Source organism: Nonomuraea soli, assembly GCF_013761175.1.
Classification (GTDB): Bacteria; Actinomycetota; Actinomycetes; order Streptosporangiales; family Streptosporangiaceae; genus Nonomuraea; species Nonomuraea soli.
In genome coordinates, this window is sequence record NZ_JACDUR010000003.1 from 833888 (window position 1) to 845923 (window position 12036).

Consider the following 12036-nt stretch of genomic DNA (forward strand, 5'->3'; position numbering starts at 1 on the left):
CGCCCGTTGGGCTCAGTGTTCCAGCGCCCGCCGGATGAACTCGTCGCGCACCGCCGTGGAGGCGCGGGAGATCGCGGCGTGCGCGGCGATCATGTCGAAGCCGTGGAAGCCGCCGCCCCACATGTGCAGGTCGACGTTGACTCCGGCCTCCGAGAGCCGGCGCGCGTAGATCAGGACCTCGTCGCGGAAGCTCTCGACCGAGCCGGCGTCGATGTAGGTGCGGGGGAGCCCGGCCAGGTTCGTCGCGCGGGCGGGGGCGGCGTACGGGGAGACGTCGGGCCCGCCACGCCGCTCGCCGAGCAGCGCCGTCCAGCCGAACAGGTTGCTGGTGCGGTCCCAGATGCCCTCGCCTTCGAGCATGCGGCTGGAGTGGGTCTCGAAGCGGTCGTCGAGCATGGGGCAGACGAGGATCTGGTGGGTGAGGGCGGGGAAGTCGCGGTCGCGGGCGAGCAGCGCCGTGCCCGCCGCGAGCCCGCCGCCCGCGCTCTCTCCCGCGATGAGCAGGCGGCCGGGGTCGATGCCGAGCTCCGCGGCGTTCTTGGCGGTCCACACCAGCCCGGCGTAGCAGTCCTCGACGGGCGCGGGATCGGGGTGCTCGGGCGCCAGCCGGTATTCCACCGACACGGCCACGGCGTGCCCCTCGGCGACGTACGGCAGGTACATGTGCATGCCCAGCCGGCGCTCGCCGGTGACCATGCCGCCGCCGTGGATGTGGTAGATGCCCGCCTTCGGACCCCGGTCGTCGACCGGGCTGAGGATCAGCAGGGTGATGTCGGGCGCGCCGTCGGGACCTGGCACCTGCCGTTCCTCGACCCGTACGGCACCGCCGGCGGTCAGGTCGACCTGCTCGAATCCCACGAGCTGCTCGGCTACCTCGCCGTTCAGGTCCGGCTGCCGCCGCGCCGTCAGGCTCTCCGCCGTGAGGTTGGGCAGCAGCTCACGGAGCGCCTGCTCGACGGGCACGAGCTCGGGGTCGTACGGCGGGCGGACGGTGAGTTCGCCGAACGGGGTCTGGTCGTCCATGGTTTCTCCCTCTTGACGATTATCCTCACCATGCGCGACCAGGTCGCAGGCGGTAACCCGCAGCTGGCGGGAAGTCGCGTGGCGCTTCCCGCCATTTGGCGGCCGGGAGCTCAGCCGACGATCAGAGCGTCTTGTAGTAGACGGCGATCGGCAGCAGCGTGCACCCGAGCTTCTCGTAGAGCGCCCTGGCGGGCGCGTGGAAGGGATCGCCACCGGTGCCGATCTCCACGACCTCGGCCCCGAGCGCCCGCATCTCGGCGAACGCGTGCTCGCACAGCGCGGTGCCCAGCTGGTGACGGCGGTATTCGGCCGAGACGGCCAGGTGCGAGACGGCCCCGTTCTTGCGTGCGGGGTCGGCGCTCCACGCCACGTAGGCGGCGATCACGTCGCCGTCGACGGCGACCGCGACGTGCTTGTGCTGGTCTGGGTCGTGGAGCTCGGCGACCTGGGTGCGGTAGTCGCCGCGCCAGTCGCCGTGCTGGTTGGCGAAGACGACCTCGCCCACCAGCGGCCGGAAGTGTTCCTCGTAGAAGGGGCCGAAGGTCTCGATGGTCAGGTCGATGAGCCGCGCCAGATCGGACGCGGCGAAGGGACGGATGAGCATGGAAGTGCGCCTTTCGAACTGAGGGCGTGATGATGGGCGTCAGTCGGCCCGCTCACGGCCTGATACAGGCGCGAGCCGGCCCTCAGCTGCGGCTGCGGCAAGCGGCGAAGCACTCCATGCCTCCACGATAACCCGGAGGCCGCCGCTTTACGCGCCCGTGGCTACACTTCGGCACAATGTCTGATGTGCGAGTCGGATTGCTCGGACCCTTCGAGGTCAAGAACGACAACGGGACCGTGGTCGACGTCCCCGGGGTCCGGTTGCGCGCGCTCCTGGCCGCGCTGGCCCTCGAACCCGGCCGCATCATCTCCCGCGGCAGGCTGGTCGACTGGATCTGGGGCGAACGACCGCCCGCCGACGAGGTCAACGCCCTGCAGGCGCTGGTGTCCAGGCTGCGCAGGGTGCTGCCCGACGGCGTGATCGAGGCCGACGCGGGCGGTTACCGCCTGGCCGTCCCGCCCGACGCCGTGGATGTGCAGCGGTTCGAGCGGCTGGTCGCCCAGGCCCGTTCCGCCGAGCCCGCCGACAAGGCCGACCTGCTGCGCTCGGCCCTGGCCCTGTGGCGGGGGGCGGCGCTGGCCGACATCGCGCTGCAGGACAGCGAGGTCTTCGACGCCGTCGTCGCCCGCCTGGACGAGCTGCACATCACCGCGCTCGGCGATCGCATCGACGCCGACATCCGGCTGGGCCGCGCCGCCGACCTGGTCTCCGAGCTGACCGAGCTCGTCGCGTCGTATCCGCTGCGCGAAGGGTTCGTCGCCGCCCTGATGCGTGCCCTGGCCGAGGCGGGACGCGGGAACGAAGCGCTGACCGTCTACCAGCGCACCCGCGAGCGCCTGGCCGACGAGCTGGGCGCCGACCCGTCGGCCGAGCTGTCCGCCCTGCACACCGCGCTGCTGCGGGGCGAGCTGGGCACGCGTACCGAGACCGTCAGGACGAACCTGCGCGCCGAGCTCACCAGTTTCGTCGGCAAGGGCGACGACATCGCCGAGGTCGCCGACCTGGCCGTCAGGCACCGGCTGGTCACCCTGACGGGGCCGGGCGGCTCCGGCAAGACCCGGCTGGCCACGGAGACCGCCCGCACCATGCTCGCCGAGCTGCCCGACGGCGCCTGGCTGGTCGAGCTCGCCTCGGTGCGCGAGGGCGGCGACCTGGCGCAGGCGGCACTCACCGCGATCGGCCTGCGCGACCAGGCAGTGCTCGGCGGCCCGCGGGCAGGCGAGCCGATGGACCGGCTCGTCACCGCGCTCAGAGAACGCGCGATCCTGCTGATCCTCGACAACTGCGAGCACGTGATCGAGTCCGCGGCGGCCTTCGCCGACCGGCTCCTGGGCGAGTGCCGCAGGCTGCGCATCCTGGCCACGAGCAGGGAGCCGCTCGGGATCACGGGCGAGGTGTTGTGGCAGGTCGAGCCGCTCGCGCTGCCCTCGGAGGGCGCAGGCCCCGCCGAGGTCGGCGACTCGCCTGCCGTACGGCTGCTGCGTGACCGTGCCGAGCTGGTGCGCAAGGACATCGGCTCCGACGCGCGCACGATGGCGGCCATGGCGCGCATCTGCCGCGCGCTCGACGGGATCCCGCTGGCGATCGAGCTGGCCGCCGCGCGGCTGCGCACGATGTCGCTCGACCAGCTGGGCCGCCGCCTCGACGACCGCTTCAGCCTGCTGACGGGCGGCAGCCGTACGGCACTGCCACGGCACAAGACGTTGCGCGCGGTCGTCGACTGGAGCTGGGACCTGCTGAGCGAGGCCGAGCGCGGCGTGCTGCGGCGGCTGTCGGTGTTCGCCGGCGGCGCGGGCCTGGAGGGCGCCGAGCGGGTGTGCGGTGGCGAGACGTTCGCCGGGGAACCGGTGCTCGACGTGCTCACGGCCCTCATCGAGAAGTCGCTGCTGGTGGCCACCGGTGAGGACACGCCGCGCTACCGGATGCTCGGCACCATCAGGGAGTACGCCGTGCAGCGGCTCGCCGAGGCCGGCGAGGTCGAGCAGGCGCGGCGGGCGCAGCTCGACTACCTCAGCGAGCTGGCCGAGGAGGCCGACACCCACCTGCGCGGAGCCGAGCAGCTCGAATGGCTGGCCACGCTCGAGGCCGAGCACGACAACATCAACGCCGCCCTGCGAGGGGCGATCGCCGACGGGTGGGCCCAGGAGGCCATGCGGCTCGTCGGGGGCGCGGGCTGGTACTGGTTCCTCAGCGGACACCGGGTCGAGGGCGCCGAGCTGAGCGTCGCGGCGGCCTCGATGCCCGGCGAGGTCCCCGACGACGTGCGGGCGCTTGCCTGCACCGTGGTGACGATGTTCCTGACCTCGGGGATCGGCCGCGACCAGTACCAGGCGGAGGAGTGGATCCACGAGGCGCACCGGCTCACGCGGCACAGCGTGGCCCCGCACCCGATGCTCAGGTTCGTCGCGCTGTGGGAGCGCCTGGTGCAGGATCCGGCGGAGTTCGAGACCGCGCTGGACCCGCTCATCGCCGACGAGAACCCGTGGGTGCGAGCCCAGGCCAGGATCACCCGTGCCCGGTTCAGGCTCACGCTCGGCGGTGACGAGACCGACGTCGACACCGACACCGAGATCGCCCTGGCCGAGTTCCGCGCGCTGGGCGAGCGGCTGGGCACCTCGCTGGCGCTGTCGTTCCTGGCCGAACGGCTCGCCATGCGCGGGGAGTTCGCGCGCGCCTGCGAGCACCTCCAAGAGGCGGCCAAAGCGGTGAACGAGCTGGGCGCCCGGGAGGAGACGCTCAACCTGTGGACCAGGCAGGCCCAGCTGCACTGGCTGCTCGGCGACGAAGGGGCCGGCCAGGCCGCGATCGCGGAGGCGGAGCGAGCGGCCGACGGCATCACGTGGCCTGACGCCCTGGCCGAGCTGGCGCTGACGAAGGCCCAGCTGGCGCGCTGGCGCGGCGAACTCGACGAGGCGAACCTGCACCTGGCGAGTGTGCGGGCGATGCTGGTGAGCGAGGAACTGTCGCCGATGATCCACGCCAAGACCATGGACCTGGCCGCCTACCTGACCGACGACCTGGACAAGGCCCGCGTGTACCGGACCGAGGCGTTCACCACGATCGTCGAGGCCGGCTACACGCCGCTGATCGCCGAGGTGCTGATCGGGGTGGCGGATCTCGCGCTGTGCCAGGGCGACCCGGAACGGGCGGCGCGGCTGCTCGCGGCGAGCGACGTCGTGCGCGGCACGGCCGACCGTTCGCAGCCCGACGGCACGCGGCTCGTGAAGGAGACGCGCGATCGCCTCGGCGAGGACCTCTTCACCGAGGCGACCCGTGGCGGGCGGGAGACCGACTGGCGGGAGCTGGCGGAGCAGACGCTCGCCTCGTGAACGACCGCCGTGACGGCGGCGCGCCTGGCAGGGGCATGTGAGGCCGTATCAGCGGCCTGTCAGTCCCGTATCAGAGGGACGGGCCAGAGTTGAGCCCATCAAGACCCGCTGACGAGGAGTGCCCATCATGTCTGTCACCTTCACCGACCAGGACCAGCTCACCCTTCGTGTCGCCGCCTGGGGCGCCGTTTCGCTGATGTCGGCCGCCGGCATCGCCGAATCGGCCCACAAGGTCGCCACCCGCGGCTCCCTCGCCCTGACCTCCGCGACCGGCCCGATCGGCCACGTGCTGGCCAAGGCGCCCAAGGCCAGGGAGCTGAACGGCAAGACGACGGCCGAGCTGGCCGACCAGGTGCTGCCGGCGCTGACCGCCTCCATGGCGCTGCTCAAGCGGCAGGACCAGGCCGAGGCCGACAACTTCCGCAGCACCGTGCTGGTCGCCATCGGCTCGGCCGCCGGTACCCACCAGGGCGAGCCCAGCCCGTCGCTGGCGGAGATGACCCGTAAGATCACCGCCGCCCTCGACGCCTGAGAACCACCACCTTCTCCACATCGGGAGTGCTCATGAGTGAATCCGTCCACACCCTCGCGGCCATGCCGACGGAACGTCGGCCCGGCTGCCCGTTCGACCCGCCCAAGGAGCTGATCGAGGCACGCGAGCAGAGTCCGCTCAGCCGCTTCACCTTCGCCGACGGGCACCAGGGCTGGGTGATCACCGGCTTCGACCTGATCAGGCAGGTCATGGCCGACCCGCGGTTCAGTTCGCGCAAGGAGTTCATGAGCCACCACCCGACCATCGACTACTCCGGCTACGAGGTGCCGCCGGCGCCGCCCGGCGAGTTCCTGCTCATGGACGATCCGCAGCACAGCCGCTATCGCAAGCCGCTGGTGGGCAAGTTCACCGTGCGGCGCATGCGGCTCCTGACCGAGCGCATCGAGCAGGTCACCGCCGAGCACCTCGACGCCATGGAGAAGGCAGGACCCTCCACGGACCTGGTGACCGCGTTCGCCAAGCCCATTCCCGCGATCGTCATCTGCGAGCTGCTGGGCGTGCCGTACGAGGACCGGGGCCGGTTCCAGGAGAACATCGACAAGTTCCTCGGCGGGGAGACCAGCGACGAGGAGCTGATCGCGGCCTACACCGCGACCCAGGAGTACCTGGCCGAGCTGGTCGCGGCCAAGCGCGCCAGCCCCACGGACGACGTGCTCAGCGACCTCACCGACAGCGACCTGACCGACGAGGAGCTGCGGGGCATGGCCCTGATCCTGCTCGCGGCCGGGTTCGACACCACCGCGAACATGATCGGGCTGGGCACCTTCGCGCTGCTGCAGAACCCGGAGCAGCTGGCCGCGCTGCGCTCGGAGCCTGAGCTCGCCGACCGGGCCATCGAGGAGCTGCTGCGCTACCTCAGCGTCGCCAAGACCTTCATGCGCAGCGCGCTGGAGGACGTCGAGGTGGGCGGCCAGACGATCAAGGCGGGCACGATGGTGATCCTGTCGATGAACACCGCCAACCGCGACCCCGAGCGCTTCCCGAACCCCCACGTGCTCGACCTCGACCGCCAGGACGGCGGGCACCTGGCCTTCGGTCACGGCATCCACCAGTGCCTGGGCCAGCAGCTCGCCCGCGTCGAGCTGCGGGTCGCCCTTCCCGCGCTGTTCAGGCGGTTCCCGACGCTCCGCCTGGCCGTACCTGCCGAGGAGGTCGCCGTGCGGCCCGAGATGGCCGACATCTACGGCGTGAAGAGCCTGCCCGTGACCTGGGATGCTTGAGCCATGAAGGTCACCGTGGACACCGAGCGCTGCATCGGCTCCGGCATGTGCGTGTACTCCTCGGAAGAGGTCTTCGACCAGGACGACGACGGCACCTCGATCGTGCTGCGGCCCGAGCCTCCGGCCGAGTTGTGGGACGCGGTCCGCCGGGCGGTGGACCGGTGCCCGGCCTCGGCGATCAAAGCGACCCCGTGACGAGAAGGCCGCGCCCCCCGACCGGGGGCGCGGCCTTCTGACCTGGCCGATCCGACGAACCGGGAACCTCTCGGTGGTCGGAGCGGACGAACGCGATGATCCTCGCCCTGCCTACGCTGGGCCGGGTGCTGGATGAGATCAGGGGCCTGCTGCCGGAGCTGCTGGCCGAGAACGGTGTGCCGGGTGCGGCGGTGGCGGTCGACGTCGGCGGCGAGGTGGCCGAGGCCGCGGCGGGCGTGCTGAACACCGCCACGGGGGTCGAGGCGACGGTCGATTCGCTGTTCCAGATCGGCTCGATCACCAAGGTGCTCACCGCGACCCTGGTCATGCAGCTGGTTCACGAGGGGAAGGTCGACCTCGACGCCCAGGTGCGCACCTACCTGCCCGGTTTCAGACCGGCGACGGTCCGCCAGCTGATGTGCCACGTCGCGGGGTTCGAGGGCGACGTCTTCACCGACACCGGCAAGGGTGACGACTGCCTGGCCGCCTACGTCGGCCTCCTCGGCGAGGTGCCGCAGATCTTCGAGCCGGGCGAGATGTTCTCCTACAACAACGCGGGCTTCTGCGTGCTGGGGCGGATCGTCGAGGTCGTGCGGGGCAGGCCGTTCGACGCGTGCATGCGCGACCACCTGTTCACCCCGCTGGGCATGACGCACGCGGCAGGCGATCCGTACGAGGCGATCCTCCACCGCACCGCCGTGGGCCATCTCGGCGGCGGGACCCCCACCACGGTCTGGGCGATGGCGCGCTCGAACGCCCCCGCCGGGTCGATGCTGGCGATGACCGCGCGCGACCTGCTGGCCTTCGCCCGCGCGCACCTGGCGGACGACCGGTTCCAGGCCATGCTTCAGCCACAGGTCACCCTGCCGGACATCGGCTGGGGCACGGCGTGGGGCCTGGGCTGGGAGCTCTACGACCTGCCGGGCGGCCTGGTCTTCGGCCATGACGGCAACACCATCGGCCAGTCGGCGATCCTGCGCGTCGACCCGGCCCGCGACCTGGCCGTGGCGATCCTCACCAACGGCGGCTCCCCGCGCCCCCTGATGAAGGAGATCGCCGGCCGCCTGATGGAGCTGCCGGAGGAGCCCGTACCCGATCCGGCGCGCCCCGTGGACGCCGCCCGTTGTGCCGGCACGTACGTGTCGAGCACGAGCAGGACCACGGTGAGCGCCGACGGCCAGGGCCGGTTGTGGCTGGAGTACGTGCCTCTGGGCATCACGGCGGAGCTCGACGAGGAGCCCTACCGGACGGAACTGCTCGCCTGGCGGGGCGATGCGCTGATCCCCGCCGAGCCCGGCCGTGGTCCGGTGGCCTTCGTGGGCGACGACGGCACCGGCCGGGCCCGCTTCCTGCACACCGGCCGCGCCGATGTTCGTTCGGCCGGACGAATCGCTCCCTGAACATTCGCCAGGCCGGACGAACACCGCTACCAGCCAAAACTCCACTATCGTCGCGTGGATGTGCAGAAAACCCTGTCAATCAGGGATCTGTCGGTAGAAATCCGGCATGGTGACCGGGTCGTCCGGCCTGTGTCGAACGTCAGCCTGGAGCTGGGCCGCGGCGAGACCCTGGGGATCGTCGGCGAGACCGGTTCCGGCAAGTCCATGACCGGGCTCGCGATCATGGGCATGCTGCCGGCCGGCGGCCGGGTGACCGGCGGGACGATCGACTTCACCGGCCGGGACCTGCTCGCGATGAACCCCAGGCACTACCGGGGCAACGACATCGCGATGATCTTCCAGGACTCGCTGACCTCGCTGAACCCGACCAAGAAGATCGTCGAGCAGGTCGCGGAACCCGTCCGCCTGCACCGCGCCGCCTCCAGGCGAGCCGCCCGCGAGCGCGCGGAGCAGATGCTCACCCAGGTCGGCATCAAGCGCGACGGCTACCCCCACCAGCTCTCCGGCGGCCAGCGCCAGCGCGTGATGATCGCGATGGCGCTGGTCTGCGAGCCCGAGATCGTCATCGCCGACGAGCCCACCACCGCTCTCGACGTGACCATCCAGGCCGAGATCCTGGACCTGCTCGACGAGCTCAGATCCGCACGCGGCATGTCGATGATCCTCATCACGCATGACATGGGGGTGATCTCCCAGCGAGCGGATCGTGTCGGAGTGATGTACGGCGGGCGCGTGGCCGAGTCGGCGCCCACCGCGACGCTCTTCGGCCACACCCGGCACCGCTACACCCGGGCCCTGCTGTCGTCCATCCCGACGCTCGCGCACGACAGGCACGAGGCGCTGTTCAGCATCCCCGGCTCACCGCCCGACCTGACCCGGCCCGAGCCCGGATGCCCCTTCGCACCCCGGTGCGAGGCGGCCACGGACCGGTGCCGCCAGGAGCAACCGCCGTTCACCGGCACCTACGCCTGCTGGCACCCGGCCGGCGGACCGGCGCGAACGGTGACGCGGGAGCGGATCGCCCGAGGGAAGAGCGGCGACACCCTGCTCAAGGTCGACGGCCTGGTCCGCGAGCATCCTGCGGGGCGCCGCACCGTCAAGGCCGTCTCGGGCGTCAGCTTCGAGGTGGCGGCGGGCGAGACGTTCGGCCTGGTGGGAGAGTCGGGCTGCGGCAAGTCGAGCCTGGGCAGGATGCTCGTGGGCCTCGACAGGGCCGACAGCGGCGAGATCCTCTTCGAGGGCGAGAAGGTCACCCGGCCGCGGCCCGCCGTACAGATGATGTTCCAGGACTCCGGCGCCGCGCTCGACCCGCGGATGCGCATCGGCCGTATCCTGCGCGAACCCCTCGTCATCCAGGGCATCGGCGACCGCGACGAGCGCGTGAGACGGCTGCTCGGCGACGTGGGCCTGCCCGAAGGCGTCCTCGACCGCTACCCGTACGAGCTGTCCGGCGGCCAGCGCCAGCGGGTCGGCCTGGCCCGCGCGCTCGCCCTCGACCCGAAGGTCCTGATCGCCGACGAGCCGGTCAGCGCGCTCGACGTCTCCATCCGCTCCCAGGTGCTCAACCTGATGCGCCGCATCCAGCTCGAACGCGGCCTGAGCAGCGTGGTCATCTCGCACGACCTCGCGGTCGTGCGCTACCTCGCCGACCGGGTCGGCGTCATGTACCTCGGCAAGCTCGTGGAGAGCGGCACCACGGACGAGGTGTACGGCTCCACCGCCCACCCCTACACGGCCGGCCTGCTCGCGGCCGTTCCCGAGGGCGAGAAGAGCGGGACGCGGGTGCGCGGCGAGCTGCCCAGCTCCATCGACCCGCCCAGCGGTTGCAGGTTCCGCACCCGCTGCGCCCTGGCGACGGAGACCTGCGCGCGGGTCGAGCCGCCCATGACGTCGCTCGGCGGCACCCACCGGGTGGCCTGTCACTACCCGCTCCAGGGGGGCCGCAATGGCTAGGTACGTGCTGCGCCGCCTGGTGGTCTCGGCGTTCGTCCTGCTCGGGATCTCCGCGGCCGTCTTCTTCATGCTGCACCTGGTGTCGGAGAGCCCCGGCCGGGTGGTGCTGGGCCAGCGTGCCTCGCCCGAGGCGGTCGCCGCGTTCAACAGGGAGCACGGCTTCGACCGCTCGGTGATCACGCAGTACCTCGCCTACCTGGGCCAGTTGCTGCGCCTCGACCTCGGCCGGTCCTACAAGCTGAACGAGGACGTCGCGACCCTGCTCGCCCAGTACGCCGGCCGCAGCGCGATGTTGTCGCTGGCCGGGCTGGTCGTGGCGCTGGCGGTCGCGATCCCGCTCGGCATCCTGCAGGCGGTCAGGCGCAACAGCCTCGTCGACCGGGCCACCACGGCCGTGTCGTACGTGCTGTACGCCACGCCGTCGTTCCTGCTCGGGCTCCTGCTGATCGCGATCTTCAGCCAGGCGCTCGGCCTGTTCCCCGCCGAGGCCTCCCAGTCGCACTCGCCCTGGGTGGTCTTCACCGACCCATGGGCCATGGCGCTGCCCGTGACCACGCTGGCCGCCGGGAGCATCACGGTCTTCGCGCAGTACCAGCGCTCGTCCGCCCTCGACCAGCTCGGCCAGGACTACATCCGGGTCGCGCGGGCCAAGGGCCTGCCGGAGCGGCTGATCCTGCTCCGCCACCTGCTCCGCAACGCCTGCCTGCCGCTGATCACCCTCGTCGGCACGCTCGTCCCCACGTTGCTGGCGGGCAACCTGATCGTCGAGTCCCTCTTCAACTACCCGGGCCTCGGCCTGCTCTTCCTGAACAGCCTGCACCGCGAGGACTATCCCGTGCTGCTCGCCTACACCCTCATCGGCGGCGTCCTCACCGTGGCCGGCAACTTCGTCGCCGACCTCCTGGTCGCCGCCGCCGACCGCCGAATCGAGCTGAGAAAATGAGGCGGCATCCGCTCGCGCTCGCCGGGGGCGTGCTCCTGGTGCTCATCGCCGGGTTCTGCTTTCTGGGCCCGCTGGTGTACCCGACCAACCAGACCGACGTGGACCTGGTCAACGCGGCCCTGCCACCGGGTCCCGGCTTCCCGCTGGGCACCGACACCAACGGGTTCGACGTGCTCGGCCGGCTGATGGCGGGCGGACAGGTGTCGCTGCAGATCGGCCTGCTGGCCGCGCTGTTCGCCACCACGATCGGCACGATCTACGGAGCCGTCGCCGGCCTGGCCGGTGGCGTGGTCGACGCCTTCCTCATGCGGCTGGTCGACGTCATGCTGTCGATCCCCTTCCTGTTCTTCGTCCTGATCCTCTCGGCGCGCTTCCACGCGAACGCGGTCACGCTGGCCCTGGTCATCGGCTGCTTCTCGTGGCTGCTCTCGGCGCGGCTGGTGCGCGGGGAGGTGCTGACGCTGAGGGTCAGGGAGTTCGTGCTGGCCGCCAAGGTGATGGGCGCCTCCAGGAGCAGGGTCATCCTCACCCACCTCATCCCCAACGCCCTCGGCGTGATCATCGTCAACGTCACCTTCCAGGTGGCTGACGCGATCCTGGTCGTCTCCGCGCTGGGCTTCCTGGGCTTCGGCCTGACCTACCCGGCCGCCGACTGGGGCAGCCAGCTCGCCAGCGGCGTCACCTACATCTCCGCCGACTACTGGTGGCTGGTCTATCCCGTCGGCGGCTGCATCATCCTCACCGTCCTCGCCCTCAACCTGCTCGCGGACGCGCTCAGGGACGCGATCGGGCGACCCACCTCAGTCAGGAGTTAGC

Annotated in this window: 10 protein-coding genes; 8 read left to right on the plus strand and 2 right to left on the minus strand. The window is 71.3% G+C overall.

The features are described from left to right. Window positions 1-12: 12 nt before the first annotated feature. Both HNR30_RS16825 and HNR30_RS16830 read right to left on the minus strand, forming a co-directional pair. Window positions 13-1023, minus strand: a complete 1011-nt coding sequence (locus HNR30_RS16825) for an alpha/beta hydrolase (protein ID WP_181610777.1) — start codon at window positions 1021-1023, stop codon at window positions 13-15. A gap of 121 nt (window positions 1024-1144) precedes the next feature. Then, the gene (locus tag HNR30_RS16830; protein ID WP_181610778.1) at window positions 1145-1627 is read right to left on the minus strand and encodes a GNAT family N-acetyltransferase; all 483 of its coding nucleotides are present in this window, start codon (window positions 1625-1627) and stop codon (window positions 1145-1147) included. A gap of 176 nt (window positions 1628-1803) precedes the next feature. On the opposite strand from HNR30_RS16830, the gene HNR30_RS16835 reads away from it, so the two are divergent. The 8 genes from HNR30_RS16835 to HNR30_RS16870 all read left to right on the plus strand — a co-directional run bounded on the left by HNR30_RS16835 (window position 1804) and on the right by HNR30_RS16870 (window position 12035). Further along, window positions 1804-4956 carry an AfsR/SARP family transcriptional regulator gene (locus HNR30_RS16835; protein ID WP_220133612.1) on the plus strand — a complete coding sequence of 1051 codons (3153 nt, stop codon included), beginning with the start codon at window positions 1804-1806 and terminating at the stop codon, window positions 4954-4956. A 127-nt stretch (window positions 4957-5083) separates the two neighbouring features. Next, window positions 5084-5488 (plus strand): hypothetical protein, encoded by a 405-nt coding sequence (locus tag HNR30_RS16840; protein ID WP_181610779.1) that lies wholly within the window; start codon window positions 5084-5086, stop codon window positions 5486-5488. A gap of 32 nt (window positions 5489-5520) precedes the next feature. Then, window positions 5521-6729 (plus strand): cytochrome P450, encoded by a 1209-nt coding sequence (locus tag HNR30_RS16845; RefSeq protein ID WP_181610780.1) that lies wholly within the window; start codon window positions 5521-5523, stop codon window positions 6727-6729. 3 nt (window positions 6730-6732) lie between these two features. Then, on the plus strand, window positions 6733-6924 hold the full coding sequence (locus HNR30_RS16850) for a ferredoxin (RefSeq protein ID WP_181610781.1): 192 nt from the start codon (window positions 6733-6735) through the stop codon (window positions 6922-6924). Between the two features lie 125 nt (window positions 6925-7049). Further along, window positions 7050-8324 (plus strand): serine hydrolase domain-containing protein, encoded by a 1275-nt coding sequence (locus tag HNR30_RS16855; protein WP_220133613.1) that lies wholly within the window; start codon window positions 7050-7052, stop codon window positions 8322-8324. Window positions 8325-8384: 60 nt separating this feature from the next. After that, a complete protein-coding gene (locus tag HNR30_RS16860; RefSeq protein ID WP_181611136.1) occupies window positions 8385-10277 on the plus strand; it encodes a dipeptide ABC transporter ATP-binding protein in 1893 nt (630 codons plus the stop codon). Next, window positions 10270-11220, plus strand: a complete 951-nt coding sequence (locus HNR30_RS16865) for an ABC transporter permease (RefSeq protein WP_181610783.1) — start codon at window positions 10270-10272, stop codon at window positions 11218-11220. The genes HNR30_RS16860 and HNR30_RS16865 overlap by 8 nt, the downstream gene beginning before the upstream one ends. Beyond that, window positions 11217-12035 (plus strand): ABC transporter permease, encoded by an 819-nt coding sequence (locus HNR30_RS16870; protein ID WP_181610784.1) that lies wholly within the window; start codon window positions 11217-11219, stop codon window positions 12033-12035. Before HNR30_RS16865 ends, HNR30_RS16870 begins: the two co-directional genes overlap by 4 nt. Window position 12036: the final 1 nt, after the last annotated feature.

What these genes read in the sequence shown, in the direction of transcription:
- HNR30_RS16825 (WP_181610777.1), bottom strand. Translation starts at nt 1,023, where the DNA reads ATGGACGACCAGACCCCGTTCGGCGAACTCACCGTCCGCCCGCCGTAC.
- HNR30_RS16830 (WP_181610778.1), bottom strand. Translation starts at nt 1,627, where the DNA reads ATGCTCATCCGTCCCTTCGCCGCGTCCGATCTGGCGCGGCTCATCGAC.
- HNR30_RS16835 (WP_220133612.1), top strand. Translation starts at nt 1,804, where the DNA reads ATGTCTGATGTGCGAGTCGGATTGCTCGGACCCTTCGAGGTCAAGAAC.
- HNR30_RS16840 (WP_181610779.1), top strand. Translation starts at nt 5,084, where the DNA reads ATGTCTGTCACCTTCACCGACCAGGACCAGCTCACCCTTCGTGTCGCC.
- HNR30_RS16845 (WP_181610780.1), top strand. Translation starts at nt 5,521, where the DNA reads ATGAGTGAATCCGTCCACACCCTCGCGGCCATGCCGACGGAACGTCGG.
- HNR30_RS16850 (WP_181610781.1), top strand. Translation starts at nt 6,733, where the DNA reads ATGAAGGTCACCGTGGACACCGAGCGCTGCATCGGCTCCGGCATGTGC.
- HNR30_RS16865 (WP_181610783.1), top strand. Translation starts at nt 10,270, where the DNA reads ATGGCTAGGTACGTGCTGCGCCGCCTGGTGGTCTCGGCGTTCGTCCTG.
- HNR30_RS16870 (WP_181610784.1), top strand. Translation starts at nt 11,217, where the DNA reads ATGAGGCGGCATCCGCTCGCGCTCGCCGGGGGCGTGCTCCTGGTGCTC.